We start from the raw sequence: 16,305 nt of genomic DNA on the forward strand, positions 1-16,305 counted from the left end.
ATACCGGACGTTCCAGGGGTTGCTGTGCAGCCAAGCCGGAGCCGGAACCTCTACCTTACACCAACGTTGCCGTGAGTGAAAGTTAGAAGTGGTGTTCGCTACTTGGAGGGGAGCCAGGCCTTCTGGCCTTCCGCTCAACCGCTTGGGGCGAACAAGTAATAATTTACGTGGATCCCGGCATCCCGGCAAATCACCGCAGCATCCCGGGCGTGTCGCACGAGTCCCTCTGGAGGGATCATCCCAGGTCACAAGCGCTTCCGGCCCCCGTCGACGTACGATCGACGCATGTCGGCGCCCTCCGCAGTGCACGATGCGCACCCTCCGGTCCCCCTGCCCTCGTCGCTGTCCGTCGGTGCACTCGCCTGGCGCAGCGTGACCGCCGCGGGCCGTGCCTTCGCCCGCCTTTCGCCGCCGACGGACGTGGCGATGCATCCCGACGCATCGCGCATCGCCGCGGCCTATCGCAGTGAACGGCACCTCCTGATCGACGGGTCGAGCCCCGGTGCGTGGTCATCGCTCTCGCGCTTCTGGCCCGTCGCCGATGGGTGGGTTCGCACGCACGGCAACTATCCGCACCACGCGACGGCACTGCGCACTGGCCTCGCGCTCTCCGCTTCCGCGGGAGCCGACGACGTCGCAGCCCGCCTGCGAGAACTGTCCATGTCCGCCGCGGTCTCGGCGATCGGCTCCGTCGGCGGTCTGTGCGTACCCGTGCGTACAGAGGATCCGGCTCCCGATGCGGCGCTGCGACAGCATCCGATCGTCGCCACCGAGCGTCTCGGCGATGCTCCCCCTCGTCGCCTTCCCACCGCATCGGCCGCACAGCCCCTGCGGGGCGTGCGGGTGCTCGACCTGACGCGGGTGATCGCGGGCCCCGTCGCCACGCGCACACTGGCACTCGCCGGAGCCGAGGTGCTGCGGATCGACGCCCCGCAGCGCCCGGAGTTCACCTGGCAGCATCTCGACACCGGCCACGGCAAGCGCACGGCGCTGCTCGACATCCGCGCGCAGCCGGATCGTCTGGAGCAGCTGCTTGCGGGTGCCGATGCGGTCGTGCTCGGCTACCGACCCGACGGACTGCGCCGGCTGGGACTCGCGCCGCACGCACTGGCCTCGAGACACCCGCATCTCGTCATCGCCCAGCTGACGGCCTGGCCCGGCGCCGATTCGCCGCGCGGCTTCGACAGCCTCGTGCAGGCGGAGTCGGGCATCGCGTGGCTGGAATCGCCCGACGGCGGCGACACCCCGGGTGCGCTGCCCGCCCAGGCGCTGGATCATTCGGCGGGGTACCTGCTCGCGGCCGGCATCGCCGATGCCCTGCGTCGCCGCGCTGACGAGGGCGGCACGTGGACCGTGCGCACCTCGCTGAGACGCGTCGCCGCCGAACTGCTCGGGATGCCGCGCGGCGAGGCAGCCCGCACGGTCGGCGATCCGCCGGCCGACCCCGTGACGCAGTCCTTCGACGTCGACGGGCAGCGGGTCACGACCGCGGTGCCCGCCGTCGTGTGGCCCGGTTCGCCGACCCTGTACGCGCCACCGCGCGCGTGGGGTCGTGACGCCCCCGAGTGGCTGCCGACGCCCTGACCGCGCTCGCCCATCACGCGTCGAGCGCGACGGCCCGCGCACGTTGTCATAACCCTCAACGCGATGCGGTCCGAGAAGCTTCCTGCTTCGCCGGCGCATGCCGTGGCAGCAGCACGATGACCACGCACAGCAGCACCGTCATCCCGCCCCACAGGCCGGAGGCGGTGGGCAGGGTGCGATACGCGAGGTGCTGCACGGTGAACTCGTCCGACAGCGGGCCGAACGCGGCGAGCCCCAGCAGCCAGGCGGCGAGAAGCATGGCAGGCAGAGTGAGCATCCACACCCACCGCAGCCAGTTCGGCAGCAGACGGACGTGCTGCAGCACCGGTCGTCTGCGGATCCACCGCATCGCGAAGACCGCCAGGATCACCAGGCCGATGATCCCCGACCCGTACTGCAGCCACTTGTAGCCGAGCAGCGGACCCCACATCTCATCGAGCACCGGGAACGCCACGACACCCCAGCGCCCCTCGTGGGTGAACGCGTCCCACACGATGTGCGAGAGCACACCGATCATCAGCGACAGCACCAGCAGCAGCGGACGGCCGAACCGGTCTCCCGAGCCGACCGCGTCGAGCGCGACCGCCGGGCCGGTGCGCCGCCAGTCTTCGGGCATCCGCCAGGCGATGGGGTCCGGTGCGAGCTCGACCAGACCCGGCCGAAGCACCACCCTCCACACCAGGAAGAGCACGAGGGCGATCAGCGTCGTCCACACCACGTTCACGGCGGAATGCGTGAAGCCGTACGTCGCACCGACCCTCACGAACAGGGGCAGATCCGGCGCCATCGCACCGATCGCGATCGCTGCCGGAACCAGCGGCGTGCGGATGAACGGCAGCGCGACGATCGCGTGGCTCGGGGTGAAGGGCATGACGGACCGACTCAGCCGGCGAACACGCCGGCGAGGGTCTTCTTGCCGCGACGCAGCACGGTCACCGCCCCTGGCAGCGCGAAGCCGACGACCGCGTCGTCGGCAGTCACCTTCTCGCCGTCCATCGACACGCCACCCTGCGCGATAGCGCGACGGGCCTCCGAGGCACTGGAGACGAGGCCGGTCGCCACCAGCGCCTCGACGACGCCGGTTCCCTCGGGAAGAGTCGCGTTGGGCAGTTCGTCGAGCGCTGTGCGCAGCGTGGACGCGTCGAGCGTCGTCAGGTCGCCCTGGCCGAACAACGCCTCGGATGCTGCGATCACCGCCGCGGTCGCCGCGATGCCGTGCACGGTCGCGCACACCTCGAGGGCGAGCCGCTTCTGCGCCGCACGACGGAACGGCTCGGCCTCGACCAGGGCCGCGTACTCGGCGATCTCGGCGCTCGTCAGGAATGTGAACACCTTGAGCCGGTCGATCACGTCGGCATCCGCAGTGCTGAGCCAGAACTGGTACATCCGGTACGGGCTGCACATCTCGGCATCAAGCCAGATCGCGTTTCCCTCGCTCTTGCCGAACTTCGTGCCGTCGCTGTTCGTGATCAGCGGAGTGCCGATAGCGTGCGCCGAGACGCCCTCCACCCGATGGATGAGGTCGGTGCCACTGGTGAGGTTGCCCCACTGGTCGGATCCGCCGGTCTGCAGCACGCAGTCGTACGAGCGGTACAGCTCGAGGAAGTCCATGCCCTGCAGGATCTGGTAGCTGAACTCGGTGTAGCTGATGCCGGCATCCGAGTTCAGGCGCGCAGCGACGGCATCCTTCTTCAGCATCGTGCCGACCCGGTAGTGCTTGCCGATCTCGCGCAGGAAGTCGATCGCGCTCAGGGGCGCGGTCCAGTCGAGGTTGTTGACGATGCGCGCGGCGTTCTCACCCTCGAAGCTGAGGTAGCGCTCGACCTGGGCTCGCAGCCGATCCACCCACTCCTCGACGGTCTCGCGGGTGTTCAGCGTGCGCTCTGCGGTGGGGCGGGGGTCGCCGATCAGGCCGGTCGAGCCGCCGACCAGACCCAGAGGCTTGTGGCCGGCGAGCTGGATGCGACGCAGGGTCAGCAGCTGCACGAGGTTGCCGAGGTGCAGGCTCGGAGCAGTGGGGTCGAAGCCGCAGTAATACGTGATCGGGTCCCCGGAGAGCAGGGCGCGCAGCGCCTCCTGATCGGTGGACACGTGGACGAGGCCACGCCAGACGAGCTCGTCCCACACGTTCTCGAACGCGGGATCGAGCGCCTCGGGCGCTGTCGTCAGAGCGGTTTCAGACACGCGTCCCAGGCTATCAGCGCGCAGGTCGACCGCCCGCCGTCAGACGCGGGCGCCCCACCACAGCAGGAGTGCCGCGCCGAGCGCCACCACCCAGCTGACCAGGCTGCCCACCAGGAAGTACTCGGCGCGCGCGCCCGTCTCGCCGTCCTTCGAGATCTCCGGGAAGCGCACGATGCCCTTCGCCGCCAGCATCGCCGCGAGCAGCGCATATGCCCCGGCCAGCATCAGCACGACCACGAGGAAGCGCTCCAGCGGCCCGATCAGTCGTCCGCCCTGGAATCCCGTCGCCGCCTGCGGTGACTGGCGCAGCTGACCGCCCCGGAACAGCCCGCCCTGCTCGGCGGGCCGCCAGGTGCCCTCGCGGTCCAGCGCGGCGCGCACGATGAGGTTCGCGGACTCGCCGACGAACAGCACGACGCCGACCGCGAGGATCGCCACATCGAACGGGATCTCCCCGTCGGGCGCGGGCAGGTGCCACACCGCGCCGATCACGCCTGGTTCGTCGCGCGCCGGCATGAGCGCGGTGGTCGCGGTCGCGACCACCGCAACCAGAACCGCGGGCCAGAAAGACGCCCTGCCGGTGGCATCCAGCGGCATCAGCCAGATCCACGCACCGCCGATGACGACGCCGATCACGGCGGGGATGATCGCGTCACTGCAGGCGCCGGTCACGATGACGGCCGCCGCCAGCAGGAGCAGGAGCACCGTGCGCGCCAGACGGGCGGGCACGAAGCGCCGCAGCAGATCGCCGCCGCCGATCGCCACCAGCGTGAACGCGGTGAGGATCACGCGGTCACCCCCTGGAACAGCTCGATGCCCTCGAGCAGTGCGACCGCACCCGAGCTGCGCAGCGACTTCGACACGCTCGGCTGAGTGACGCCCTCCTGCTCGGCGAGCGCCTGCTGCGACATGCCGCCGAATCGGCCGTAGGCGATGCGTCTCTCTCTCGCCGTCATGCGCACGACGATCTCATCGCGAGCGAGCAGATAGGCGTTGGATGCGGCGATGACGGTCTCCATGACCTCATCCTGCCCCGGGGCACCGACGATCCAGGTGCGCGCGCTCGGCACGGCCCTGTCCTGCCTGGCGTGCACGACCTCGATCGCGTCGCGGGCCGCCCACCAGCCGGGACCATCCGAGAGCTCGCGATGCGCGGACTCGACGGACGTCACCGCCCCGATCCCCAGCCCGAAGCGGAACTCACTGTCCTCGGGCAGGGCGAGCTGCAGCAGGAGCAGCGAGGTCAGCGCGTCGGCGAGTGTGGCGTACACACCCTGCTGCTCATCCCCCACCGTCGGTCGTAGCGGCTGCTCTGCCAGGGGATGCTCGCGTTCGACGAGGGCGATCGTCTCGTCGAACGTGCGCTGTGCGCTGTTCCTGTCATCGAGTCGACGCGACCCGATGATGTCGGCGATCACTGCCACAACCATGGCATAACCGTAACACGACTAATGGCGATTTATAACTTATTCGGTTATTTCACACGAATAGTCGCGGGATGTGCATGCCCGGTCGTCATAGGCCAAGAGCGTGCGCGGCCGCCTGCGTACGGGCGACCAATTCGGCCCGCTGCTCGGCCACCCGCACCGGCGCGGTGCCTCCCGCACCCGATCGCGAGGCGACCGACCCCTCGATCGAGAGCACCCCGCGCACGTCTGGAGTCAGGTGCACCGACACGGAGGCCAGCAGGTCGTCATCGGCATCCTCGAGTCCGATCCCGCGCTCCTCGCACGCGCGCACGAGCGCACCCGAGATCTCGTGCGCATCGCGGAACGGCACACGCTGCTTCACCAGCCACTCCGCCACGTCGGTGGCGAGCGAGAAGCCCTGTGGAGCGAGCTCGGCCATGCGCGCGGTGTCGAAGCGCAGCGTCGCGATCATGCCGGCGAAGGCCGGCAGCACGACCTCGAGGGTCTGCACCGAGTCGAAGACGGGCTCCTTGTCCTCCTGCAGGTCGCGGTTGTAGGCCAGCGGCAGACCCTTCAGCGTCGCCAGCAGGCCCGTCAGGTTGCCGATCAGCCGACCGGACTTGCCGCGCGCGAGCTCGGCGATGTCGGGGTTCTTCTTCTGCGGCATGATGCTCGAGCCCGTCGAGTACGCGTCGTCGAGCGTGACGAAGCCGAACTCCCTCGTGTTCCAGAGGATGATCTCCTCGCTCAGCCGCGACAGGTCGATGCCGGTCATCGCGGTGATGAACGCGAACTCCGCCACGACATCGCGCGCCGCCGTGCCGTCGAGCGAGTTCTCCGCCGGACGATCCAACCCGAGCTCACGGGCGACGAGCGCCGGGTCCAGCCCGAGTGTCGAGCCGGCGAGCGCTCCCCCACCGTATGGCGAGACGCCCGCGCGCACACGCCAGTCGACCAGCCGCTCGAGTTCGCGCACCAGCGGCCAGGCGTGCGCCTGAAGGTGGTGGGCGAGCAGCACCGGCTGCGCGTGCTGCAGGTGCGTGCGTCCGGGCAGGATCGCCTCGGGGTGCGCCTCGGCCTGGGCCACCAGCGCATCGATCACGCGCAGCAGGTCACGGGCGATCACCCGTGCGTGGTCGATCAGGTACATCCGCACCAGGGTGGCGATCTGGTCGTTGCGGCTGCGCCCAGCGCGCAGGCGGCCGCCGACCTCGGCTCCGACCTCGGCGATCAGGGCCTTCTCGAGGGCGCCGTGCACATCCTCGTCACCCGGGGCGGGCAGCAGGGTGCCATCGGCGACCTTGGCGGCGAGTGCGTCGAGCCCGGCGTGCATGATCCGGGCCTCCTCCGCCTCGAGATAGCCGGCGGCCTCGAGCGCCGTGGCGTGCGCGTGGGATCCGGCGATGTCGTAGGGCGCGAGGATCCAGTCGAACTGCGTCGACCGGCTCAGCTCGGCGAGCTCCGGCGAGGGCCCGCCGGCGAATCGGGCGCCCCAGAGCGCTCCCTCATTGGTGCCGTACGCGTCAGCCATCACGCCGCCTGCTCCTGCTTCTCGAGCAGCCAGACCAGCAACGCCTTCTGCGCATGCAGCCGGTTCTCGGCCTCGTCCCACACCACGCTCTGCGGCCCGTCGATCACCTCGGAGTCGACCTCGTACCCGCGGTCGGCGGGGAGGCAGTGGATGAAGATCGCCTCGGGATCGGCGAGCGACATGATCTCGGTGGTGACCTTGTAGCCGCCCAGCTCGCGCAGCCGGCTGATCTTCTCGTCCTCCTTGCCCATCGACACCCAGGTGTCGGTGACCACCACGTCGGCGCCGAGCGCGGCCTCACGCGGGTCGGTGAGCAGGGTGACGGATCCGCCGGTCTCGGCGGCGCGCTTCTCGGCGGCCGCCACGACGTCGGCGCGCGGTGCGTACGAGGCCGGCGAGGTGATGCGCACGTGCATGCCGGCGGTGACGCCTGCGAGCAGGTAGGAGTGCGCCATGTTGCTGCGGCCATCGCCGAAGAAGGTCAGCGTGAGTCCGGCCAGCTCGCCCTTGTGCTCGCGGATCGTGAGCAGGTCGGCGAGCAGCTGGCAGGGGTGGAAGTCGTCGGAGAGCGCGTTGACGACGGGCACCCGCGTGCCGCGCGCCATCTCTTCGAGCCCCGCCTGGGCATAGGTGCGCCAGACGATCGCGGCGACTTGGCGTTCGAGCACGCGGGCGGTGTCGGAGGGGGTCTCCTTGCCGCCGAGCTGGCTGTTCGCCGTCGAGATGATCAGCGGCGAGCCGCCGAGGTCGGCGATGCCGACGGCGAACGAGACGCGGGTGCGGGTGGACGACTTGTCGAAGATGACGGCGACGGTCTGCGGACCGGCCAGGGCCTTGTTCGCCCAGCGGTCCTTCTTGAGCTCGAGCGCGAGATCGAGGATCTCGGTCTGCTCGGCGCGGGTCAGGTCGTCATCGCGAAGCAGGTGGCGGGTCATACGAGGGTCTCCTGGGTGGATGCGGATGCTGCGACGTCGGCGAGCGCCGCGCCGAAACGGGTGAGGAACTCCTGCACCTCGGCGTCGCCGATGGTGTACGCCGGTGCAATGCGGATGACGTCGGGAGTGGGTGCGTTGATGATGAGGCCGTGCTCGTGCGCGGCGGCGCGCACCTGGGCGGCGATGGGGTCGCGCAGTCGGATGCCGATGAGCAGACCGGCCCCGGTGGTGCCGGTCACCTGCGGCAGCTCCTCGACGGCGGTCCGCAGCTCGTCACCGCGGGCGACGACGTTGTCGAGGACGTGCTCGTCCTCGATGAATCCGAGCACGGCGTTCGCGACGGCACTGGCCAGCGGATTGCCGCCGAAGGTCGAGTTGTGGGTGCCGGGGTAGAACAGATCGCTGGCGGCCGCGAATGTGATCAGCGCCCCCAGCGGGAACCCGGCGCCGATGCTCTTGGCCACCGTGACGGCATCCGGGATCACGCCTTCGCGCTGGAAGGCGAACCACTCGCCGGTGCGGCCCGACCCGGTCTGCACCTCGTCGAGGATCAGCAGCGCGTCGTGCTCGGCGGTCAGCGCACGAGCACGCGCCAGGAAGCCGTCTGGCATCTCCACGACGCCGGCCTCCCCCTGGATGGGCTCGACGATCATCGCCGCGATGTCGCCGTCGGCGAAGGCCGCGTCGAGACTCTCGATCGACTGCTCGACGGTCACCACGTCGGGGATCGCGGGCAGGAAGGGATCGCGGTACGCCGCCTTCGGGGTCAGCGACAGCGTGCCCATGGTGCGTCCGTGGAACGCTCCCTCGACGACGACGATGCGGGTGCGCACCCGCTCACCGCGCTCGGCGAACCGCGCGCCGTGCAGGCGGGCGAGCTTGATCGCGGTCTCGTTGGCCTCGGTACCCGAGTTGGCAAGATACACGCGTCCGCGCTCTCCGGTGCCGGCGAGGCGCTTGAGCCGCGCGGCGATCTCGAGCTGCGCGGGGGTGGCGAAGTAGTTCGACACGTGCGAGAGCGTCGCGGCCTGGGTCGAGACGGCCTCGACGAAGACCGGGTGCGCGTGGCCCAGGCAGTTCACGGCGATCCCGCCGAGGAAGTCGAGGTAGCGCTTGTCATCCGCATCCCACACCCACGAGCCTTCGCCGCGGGTGAGCATCGCGAGGCGCCCGCCCAGGCTCATCAGATCGCGGGAGGCATCTGCGTTCCAGTCGCTCACTTCGCCACCACTTCCGTTCCGATCCCCTTGCTGGTGAACAGTTCGACGAGCACCGAGTGCGGCACCCGCCCGTCGATGATTGCCGCGGCATCGACTCCGCCCTCGACCGCGTCGAGGCACGCGCGCATCTTCGGGATCATGCCCGACTCGAGCGACGGCAGCATGCGGGTGAGGTCGCTCGAGGTGAGGTGCGACACCAGCGAATCCCGGTTGGGCCAGTCGGCGTACAGCCCGGGCACGTCGGTGAGGATGACCAGTTTTCGGGCGCCGAGGGCGACGGCCAGGGCGGATGCCGCCGCGTCGGCGTTCACGTTCAGCGACTGCCCCGGGTGATCGAGATCGGGAGCGATCGATGAGACGACGGGGATGCGTCCCGCGGCGAGGTGGTCGAGCACCGGTGTCGGGTCGACCTGCACGACGTCGCCGACCCGGCCGAGGTCGACCTCTTCGCCATCGATCATGACACCGCGGCGACGACCGCCGAACAAGCCGGCGTCCTCACCGCTCAGGCCGGTCGCGATCGGTCCGTGGGAGTTGATCTTGCCGACCAGCTGCGGGTTGACCTGTCCGGTGAGCACCATCCGCACGACGCTGATCGCCTCGGTGTTGGTCACCCGGTAGCCGCCCTTGAACTCGCTGGGGATGTCGAGCCGGTTGAGCATTGTCGAGATCTGCGGACCGCCACCGTGCACGACGACCGGCTGCACGCCGACGTAGCGCAGGTAGGCGATGTCCTGCGCGAAGGCCTCCTGCAGCTCATCGCTGACCATGGCGTTGCCGCCGTACTTGACGACGACGATCTGGTCGCGGAAGCGTTTCAGCCACGGCAGCGATTCGATGAGGGTCGCGGCCTTGTTCGCGGCTTCCTCGGGGGCGGTGTCCTGCAGATCGGTCATGAGGCGTAGGTGCTGTTCTCGTGCACGTAGTCGTGGGTCAGGTCGTTGGTGAGGATGGTCGCGGTGGCCTCGCCGGTCTTGAGGTCGATCTCGAGATGGGTGGCGCGGGGGGTGAGGTCGACCTCCTCACGGGGACGGTCGGGGCCGCCGGCCGTGCACACGCGCACGCCGTTCATCGACACGTCGACGTCGTACGGGTCGAACTGCGCGGCGGTCGTGCCGATCGCGGCCAGCACACGGCCCCAGTTGGGGTCATTCCCGAAGATCGCGGCCTTGAACAGGTTGTTGCGTGCGACCGAGCGGCCGACCTCGACCGCCTCGGCTTCGGTGGCGGCGCCGGTGACCTCGATGGTGATGTCGTGGCTGGCGCCCTCGGCGTCCTGCTGCAGCTTCGACGCGAGCTCGTGGCAGAGCCCGGTGAGCGCATCGACGAAGTCGTCCATATCGGGTCGGATGCCCGAGGCGCCGTTGGCCAGCAGAGTGACCTGATCGTTCGTCGACATGCAGCCGTCGGAGTCGAGCCTGTCGAAGGTGACCCCGGTGGCGCGCCGCAGCGCGGCATCCGCCTCCGCCGCATCGAGATCGGCATCGGTGGTGAGCACGACGAGCATGGTCGCAAGCCCCGGCGCGAGCATGCCCGCGCCCTTCGCCATGCCGCCGATCGTCCAGCCGTCGCGCGAGACCGCCCCGGTCTTCGCGACGGTGTCAGTCGTCATGATCGCCTCGGCCGCGGACGGGCCGCCATCGGCGCTGAGCGCGGCGACGCCCTGTTCGACGCCCTCGAGCACCTTCCCGCGGAACACCTCGTCGCCGGTGCCGATCAGCCCGGTGGAGCAGACCAGCACATCGCCGGCGCTGACCTCGAGCAACGCGGCCGCCTTCTCGGCGGTGAGGTGGCTGGTCTGGAATCCGAACGGTCCGGTGAAGCAGTTCGCTCCACCGGAGTTGAGCACGATCGCCTCGACGACGCGATCGGCGATGACCTGCTGAGACCAGATGATCGGGTTCGCCTTGGCGCGGTTGGTCGTGAAGACGGCAGCACCGACCTTGCGCGGACCGCGGTTGACGACGACGGCGACATCGGGCTTTCCGGTGGGCTTCAGGCCCACGGCGACGCCGGCCGCCTCGAAGCCCTGGGGTGCGGTGACGGTCACGGCGCTACTCCGTTCACGGTGAGCGCGCGGTCTTCGGGAAGACCGAGCGCGAGGTTCATGGATTGCACGGCAGCGCCGGCGGTGCCCTTGACGAGGTTGTCGACCGCGGTCACGACGGTGACCCTGTTCGCGGCGCGATCGATGGCCAGCCCCATCAGCGCGGTGTTGGCGCCGAGCACGTCGGCCGTGCGGGGGAAGGTTCCCTCGGGCAGCAGCTGAACGAACGTCTCATCGCCGTAGGCGCTCTGCCAGGCGTCGCGGATCTGCGCGTCGCTGACGCCGTCGACGATCGGCGCGGTCGAGGTGGCGAGGATTCCCCGCGCCATCGGCACGAGCACGGGGGTGAAGGAGATGCGGATGCTGTCGGCGGGAACCGGTGCGGCCGCGGCGAGCGCCTGGCGGATCTCGGGGATGTGCCGGTGCGTCCCACCCACCGCGTACGGGTTGGCCGTGCCGAGGAGCTCACTTCCGAGCAGGTGCGGCTTGAGGCTCTTGCCGGCGCCCGAAGGTCCGACCGCGAGCACGCTGACGATGTCGGAAGGGTCGATGACCCCGGCCGCGACACCGGGCGCGAGACTGAGGCTGACCGTCGATGCGTTGCAGCCGGGGGCGGCGATGCGGCGCGCGCCCCGCAGGTTCTCCCGCTGCTTGACGCCGCCGACGATCAGCTCGGGCACGCCATAGGCCCACGGCTCGTGGAAGTGCCCGCCGTAGAACGCGTCCCAGGCATCCGGAGACGTCAGCCGGTGGTCGGCCCCGGCGTCGATCACGAGCGGCGTGTCACCGAGAGCATCGGTGTACTGGCCCGATTGGCCGTGCGGCAGCGCGAGGAACACGATGTCGTGTCCGGAGAGAAGCTCGGGTGTCGTCGGCTGCAACTCGAGTTGCGCCAGCGAGCGCAGGTGCGGCTGGTGCTCGACAAGACGCTGCCCGGCGTTGGAGTGCGCGGTCACGGTGCGGATCTCGATGTCGGGGTGTGCGGCGAGAAGCCGCAGGATCTCGCCCCCCGCGTAGCCGGATGCGCCGGAGACGGCGACGGTATGCGTCATGCTTCTACCTTAACGGTCGGTGTGCGCCCGATGACGGGCCTGGCCGAGGCGGCGACACCGCATTCCACCGAAGGTGGCTCCCCGTGCCGATGCAGCGGCGCAGGGGGCGGGGTCGCCTAGAGTCGGCGGTCGCCGCGGCGTCGACGCACGCGCACCGGAGCGACGCGCGGAGTGCGCGTCGGGCGGAGGTGCGGAGCCGAAGGCATGCGGTGACGATATCGGCTCACCGTCGGCATCCGCAAATCGACACCCGACGCGCCCACTCAGCGCAGGTCGAAGAATGCGCGTTCGTGCACGGATGCCGCCTCGAACGCGCGGCGCATGCGCTCGCGCGTTCCGTCATTGGCTCCGGCCGCGGCCTCGGTGACGTACCTGATCGCCCGCTCGGTCGCCTCTGCGAACGCGGGGTCGGCGTACGTCGCCAGCCACGAGGCGAACGGATGCGCGGCATCGAGCGCCTGTGCGCCGAATTCGCCCGCATGCAGGCGCGCGCCGAGGTCGGTGTACAGCCAGAAGCACGGCAGCACGGCGGCGATCAGGGTCGGGTAGTCGCCCGAGAAGGCCACGGCGCGCAGATGATCGAGGTACGCCGTCGTGACGGCGCTCGGCGAAGCCGCGAAGGTCGCCGCCGAGATGCCGGTCTCAGGGGTGAGCCACGAAGCGTGCAGTTCCAGCTCGCCGGCGATCGCGCCCTGCGCGGCGTCCGCCCAGAACGCCTGCTCGACCGGGGTGGGCGCGCGCCGGGCCGCTTCGGCGAGCACTCGGGCGTACTCGCGCAGGTACAGCGCATCCTGGGCGAGATAGGTCAGGAACAGTCCGCGCGCCAGTGTGCCCTCGGCGAGTCCGCGGATGAAAGGCAGCCTGTCTATTTCCCGGCGGATGTCGGCGATGCCGTCCCACCACTCCTCGCGGATGGTGTCGGCCGTCGGCCTGATCTGCAGTCCGCCGCGTCGCCACAGCCCGGCGAAGTGACTGATCGGACCGCTCCCCCGTCCGACGTCGAGGGAATCCGCGGCATGCAGCGATTCCCGCAGCCAGGCACGGGCGGCCCCCACCGTTTCGGGCCATTCGACGCCCGTCGCGCGCACGGTCGCGAGTGCCGCGGAGAGCGAGCAACCCGTGCCGTGCGTGCTCGTCGTGGCGATCCGCGCCCCGGGGAAGACGGTGATCCCGCCATCCCGATCGACGAGCGCATCAGGGGCGTCGGGGCCCGCGAGGTGCCCGCCCTTCACCAGCACGAGTGCATGGGATTCCGCGGCGACCGCCTGTGCCGCGCGCAGCGCGTCATCCCAGCCCTCCAGCGCGCGTCCGGCGAGCACGGCGAGCTCGTCGAGGTTCGGCGTGAGCAGGTCGGCCCGAAGTGCGAGGCTGCGCAGCGCGGACTCGGCGCGCGGGTCGAGCAGCCTGTCGCCGCTGGTGGCGACCATGACCGGATCGATCACGACCGTGGTGGGTCGGTGCGCCGCCAGCCAGGAGTCGACGACATCGATGACCTCGGCATCCGCCAGCATCCCGATCTTGACGGCGTCGATGTGGATGTCGTCGGAGATCGCGTCCAGCTGCGCCAGGAGGAACGGGGCGGGCGGCACGTACACCTCTCGCACGCCGCGCGTGTTCTGCGCGGTCAGCGCGGTGATGGCCGCCATGCCGTATCCGCCGTTCGCGGCGATCGCCTTCAGGTCGGCTTGGATGCCCGCGCCCCCGGAGGGGTCGCTGCCGGCTATGCTCAGCACCCGCGGGGCGACGCGGCCGGTCCAGTGTCGACGGAACTCCTGTGCGGTGCTGCGGGCGTCCTCCGCCGCGCAGATGGCCGAGACCACGGCGATGCCGGCCGCACCCGCCTTGCGCAGCGGCGCGACGTCGTCGATGCGGATCCCGCCGATGGCGACCGCCGGCACCGGGCTGTCCGCGGCGAGCGCGCCGAAGCCGTCGACGCCGAGCGCGGGCGGATGATCGACCTTGGTGCTGGTGGGCCGGATCACGCCGACGCCCACGTAATCGACCGTTCCCTCGGGAAGCTCGCGGAGCGCCGCCAGATGGGCCGGCGTGTTCGCGGTGAGGCCGATGACGGCATCCGGTCCGAGTCGCCGGCGGGCCTCGGCAACCGGCATGTCGGACTGTCCCAGGTGCACGCCGTCCACGGCGGCTCCGCGTCGGCGGGCCGCGATGGCGGCGTCGACGCGATCGTCGACCACGAGCAGGGCGCGCCCGTCGATGACCTGCGACAGCTGCACGAGCTGATCGACGACGGCCGCGTCGTCGGCGTGCTTGTCGCGCAGCTGCACGACGGTCACCCCGCCGGCGACTGCCTGGCGCACCGTCTCGACGACTCCACGCTCGCCGCACAGTTCCGGATCGGTGACGAGATGGATCCACAGCTCGGGGTTCACAGCATCCCCTCATCGGTGCGGGCTCGAGCGGCGACGTCGTCCGCACCGACCGCGTCGAGGGCGTCGAGCAGTGCGACGGCGAAGCTTCCGGGGCCACCCGCGACGGCAGCGGCCCGCTCGGCGGCCACCGTGTACACGAGTGCGGCAGCAGCGACGGCGTCCAGCGCATCGACGTCCTTCGCACGCGAGGCGCCGAGGAAGGCCGCCATAACGGCACCGAGCGCGCAGCCGCCGCCGGTCACGCGCGTGAGCAGCGCGTCGCCGTTCGCGATGCGGATCACCCGCTCGCCGTCGGTGAGCAGATCGACGGGGCCGGACACGGCCACGACGGCACCGGTCCGGGCGGCGATGCTGCGCGCCGCGTCCGCGGCGGCATCCGGTGTGTCAACCGCGTCCACGCCGCGGCCGCCCGCACCGTCGCCGGCCAGCGCGAGGATCTCGCTGGGGTTGCCGCGCACGGCCGTGGGGCGGTGCGCGAGCAGTTCGGATGCCAGTGCTGTGCGCACCGGCAGCGCGCCGACGGCGACGGGGTCGAGCACCCACGGCGTGCCGGCCGCGTCCGCTCCCCGCACGGCTTCGAGGATCGCGGCCCGCTGCTCGGGCGTCGGGGTGCCGAGGTTCACGACCAGGCCGGAGGCGATGCGCGCGAACATCCCGGCCTCGCCGACGATGTCGACCATCGCCGGGGCGGCCCCGACGGCGAGCAGCGCGTTGGCGGTGAAGCCGGTGACGACGGCGTTGGTGATGCAGTGGGTCAGCGGCGGGGTGCCGCGCACCCCCTGCAGCAGCTCGCCGGCGACTGCCGGGATACGGGTGGATGGACGCAGACGATCGCTCATGGGCGACATCCCTTCGCTAGTACGAACTAGATCAGGTTCGACGGGTGTGTTCTCAGCCGCGCGTGCGGCACCCCGTGTCACTGCCCGCGAGTCTAGCGAAGCGCAGCGCGCATCAGGTGAGCTGCGCGAGCAGGGCGAGTTCGTCTGCGCGGCGGAGCCCGGCACGGCGCTCGCGATCGAGGCCGCGCGCACGCTCGTCGGCGAGCACGCGTCGGATCGTCTGCTCGAGGGGCGTGGCGCGACCGCCGGATGCCCGGTATGCGGTGGTGTCGTGGCGCGCGAAACCGGTCATGTCGTGCGGCAGCCACAGCGGCAGCGAGCGCTCCCCCATCCAGTACTGCACGTCGTGTGCCTCGAGCCAGTCGTCGTCGGCCGCGACGACCTCGCCGCTGTGCTGCGCCGCGCTGCGGGACAGGTCGATGACCTCCGCGAGCGGGCGCGGGTCGTCGATCGCGTTCACGAAGCCCGAGCGCGGCTCGGCGGCGATGTAGTCGGCGAGGTCGTCGACGTCGATCACCTGCGTGTACCGGTCGGCGAGCACGGGGGTGAGCACAGGACCGTCGCCTGCCCGCGCGAACGCCGCCGCCCAGTAGCCGAACCGATCACTCGGGTCGCCGTCGCCGACGATCAGTCCCGGACGCACGATGAACGCACGCTCGCCCAGGGCGCTCACCGCCTGCTCGGCCGCGACCTTCTGCGCGGCGTACTCGTACTCTTCGCCGTCCTGGGCCGGTTCGTGCAGCGGCCCGGACTCATCCAGGCCGATCGTCATCTCGTCGGCGTACACCGACACCGATGAGACGTACGTCCAGTGCGCGGCTCGGTCGCCGAGCGCGGCGACGGCGGCACGCGCGTGGTCGGCGCGCGACGAGATGTCGACGACCTCGTCCCAGTCCCGCAGTGCGAGCGCGTCGTACACGTGCGGGTCGTCGCGGTCGCCGCGCAGCAGCAGCGTGCCCTCCGGTGCCGGGCGGGCGCCACGAGCCAGGCAGGTCACCTCGGCACCGGTGTCCCGCCACCGCTGCGCGATCCGCGTCGAGAGCCATCCGGTTCCGCCGAGCATGAGCACCTGGGTCATGCCTCCATGCCACCGTTCACCCGGCGAGGGTGCAAG

General features: G+C 70.6%; 14 protein-coding genes and 1 riboswitch. Of the genes, 1 reads left to right on the forward strand and 13 read right to left on the reverse strand.

The annotated features are described in order from the left end of the window. Positions 1-285 precede the first annotated feature (285 nt). Positions 286-1,584, forward strand: a complete 1,299-nt coding sequence (locus WDU99_RS08065) for a CoA transferase (RefSeq protein WP_337331939.1) — start codon at positions 286-288, stop codon at positions 1,582-1,584. A gap of 55 nt (positions 1,585-1,639) precedes the next feature. Here the strand turns inward: WDU99_RS08065 and WDU99_RS08070 are convergent, their stop codons facing one another. From WDU99_RS08070 to WDU99_RS08130, 13 genes are all read right to left on the reverse strand, one after another. After that, entirely contained in the window at positions 1,640-2,455 is an 816-nt protein-coding gene (locus tag WDU99_RS08070) for a DUF4184 family protein (protein ID WP_337331940.1), read from the reverse strand. An 11-nt stretch (positions 2,456-2,466) separates the two neighbouring features. Further along, positions 2,467-3,768: a tyrosine--tRNA ligase gene (tyrS, locus tag WDU99_RS08075; protein WP_337331942.1), complete on the reverse strand. Its 1,302-nt coding sequence runs from the start codon at positions 3,766-3,768 to the stop codon at positions 2,467-2,469. Positions 3,769-3,807: 39 nt separating this feature from the next. Beyond that, a complete protein-coding gene (locus WDU99_RS08080) occupies positions 3,808-4,557 on the reverse strand; it encodes a hypothetical protein (RefSeq protein WP_337331943.1) in 750 nt (249 codons plus the stop codon). Then, the gene (locus WDU99_RS08085) at positions 4,554-5,198 is read right to left on the reverse strand and encodes a SatD family protein (protein WP_337331944.1); all 645 of its coding nucleotides are present in this window, start codon (positions 5,196-5,198) and stop codon (positions 4,554-4,556) included. Before WDU99_RS08085 ends, WDU99_RS08080 begins: the two co-directional genes overlap by 4 nt. 85 nt (positions 5,199-5,283) lie before the next feature. Beyond that, positions 5,284-6,708, reverse strand: a complete 1,425-nt coding sequence (gene argH / locus WDU99_RS08090) for an argininosuccinate lyase (protein ID WP_337331945.1) — start codon at positions 6,706-6,708, stop codon at positions 5,284-5,286. Beyond that, positions 6,708-7,643 (reverse strand): ornithine carbamoyltransferase, encoded by a 936-nt coding sequence (gene argF / locus WDU99_RS08095; protein WP_337331946.1) that lies wholly within the window; start codon positions 7,641-7,643, stop codon positions 6,708-6,710. The genes argH and argF overlap by 1 nt, the downstream gene beginning before the upstream one ends. After that, positions 7,640-8,827 (reverse strand): acetylornithine transaminase, encoded by a 1,188-nt coding sequence (locus tag WDU99_RS08100; RefSeq protein WP_420063998.1) that lies wholly within the window; start codon positions 8,825-8,827, stop codon positions 7,640-7,642. The genes argF and WDU99_RS08100 overlap by 4 nt, the downstream gene beginning before the upstream one ends. 32 nt (positions 8,828-8,859) lie before the next feature. Next, positions 8,860-9,759, reverse strand: coding sequence for an acetylglutamate kinase (argB, locus tag WDU99_RS08105; RefSeq protein ID WP_337331948.1), 900 nt, complete (start codon positions 9,757-9,759; stop codon positions 8,860-8,862). Next, a complete protein-coding gene (gene argJ / locus WDU99_RS08110; RefSeq protein ID WP_337331949.1) occupies positions 9,756-10,913 on the reverse strand; it encodes a bifunctional glutamate N-acetyltransferase/amino-acid acetyltransferase ArgJ in 1,158 nt (385 codons plus the stop codon). The genes argB and argJ overlap by 4 nt, the downstream gene beginning before the upstream one ends. Then, positions 10,910-11,962, reverse strand: coding sequence for an N-acetyl-gamma-glutamyl-phosphate reductase (argC, locus tag WDU99_RS08115; protein ID WP_337331950.1), 1,053 nt, complete (start codon positions 11,960-11,962; stop codon positions 10,910-10,912). Before argC ends, argJ begins: the two co-directional genes overlap by 4 nt. 263 nt (positions 11,963-12,225) lie before the next feature. Next, positions 12,226-14,352, reverse strand: a complete 2,127-nt coding sequence (locus tag WDU99_RS08120; RefSeq protein ID WP_337331951.1) for a bifunctional hydroxymethylpyrimidine kinase/phosphomethylpyrimidine kinase — start codon at positions 14,350-14,352, stop codon at positions 12,226-12,228. Continuing rightward, the gene (gene thiM, locus WDU99_RS08125; RefSeq protein WP_337331952.1) at positions 14,349-15,191 is read right to left on the reverse strand and encodes a hydroxyethylthiazole kinase; all 843 of its coding nucleotides are present in this window, start codon (positions 15,189-15,191) and stop codon (positions 14,349-14,351) included. The genes WDU99_RS08120 and thiM overlap by 4 nt, the downstream gene beginning before the upstream one ends. Continuing rightward, a riboswitch (TPP riboswitch) is annotated at positions 15,183-15,276 on the reverse strand. It overlaps the preceding gene by 9 nt. Before the next feature lie 27 nt (positions 15,277-15,303). Then, entirely contained in the window at positions 15,304-16,269 is a 966-nt protein-coding gene (locus WDU99_RS08130) for an NAD-dependent epimerase/dehydratase family protein (protein WP_337331953.1), read from the reverse strand. Between the last annotated feature and the right edge of the window lie 36 nt (positions 16,270-16,305).

This window comes from Microbacterium bandirmense (assembly GCF_037204185.1).
GTDB lineage: Bacteria > Actinomycetota > Actinomycetes > Actinomycetales > Microbacteriaceae > Microbacterium > Microbacterium bandirmense.

Bases quoted from the DNA above. Each gene is read 5' to 3' on its own strand.
- argF (WP_337331946.1), bottom strand. From the start codon at position 7,643: ATGACCCGCCACCTGCTTCGCGATGACGACCTGACCCGCGCCGAGCAG.
- argC (WP_337331950.1), bottom strand. From the start codon at position 11,962: ATGACGCATACCGTCGCCGTCTCCGGCGCATCCGGCTACGCGGGGGGC.
- argH (WP_337331945.1), bottom strand. From the start codon at position 6,708: ATGGCTGACGCGTACGGCACCAATGAGGGAGCGCTCTGGGGCGCCCGA.
- WDU99_RS08085 (WP_337331944.1), bottom strand. From the start codon at position 5,198: ATGGTTGTGGCAGTGATCGCCGACATCATCGGGTCGCGTCGACTCGAT.
- thiM (WP_337331952.1), bottom strand. From the start codon at position 15,191: ATGAGCGATCGTCTGCGTCCATCCACCCGTATCCCGGCAGTCGCCGGC.
- argB (WP_337331948.1), bottom strand. From the start codon at position 9,759: ATGACCGATCTGCAGGACACCGCCCCCGAGGAAGCCGCGAACAAGGCC.
- WDU99_RS08100 (WP_420063998.1), bottom strand. From the start codon at position 8,827: ATGAGCCTGGGCGGGCGCCTCGCGATGCTCACCCGCGGCGAAGGCTCG.
- WDU99_RS08070 (WP_337331940.1), bottom strand. From the start codon at position 2,455: ATGCCCTTCACCCCGAGCCACGCGATCGTCGCGCTGCCGTTCATCCGC.
- WDU99_RS08130 (WP_337331953.1), bottom strand. From the start codon at position 16,269: ATGACCCAGGTGCTCATGCTCGGCGGAACCGGATGGCTCTCGACGCGG.
- WDU99_RS08065 (WP_337331939.1), top strand. From the start codon at position 286: ATGTCGGCGCCCTCCGCAGTGCACGATGCGCACCCTCCGGTCCCCCTG.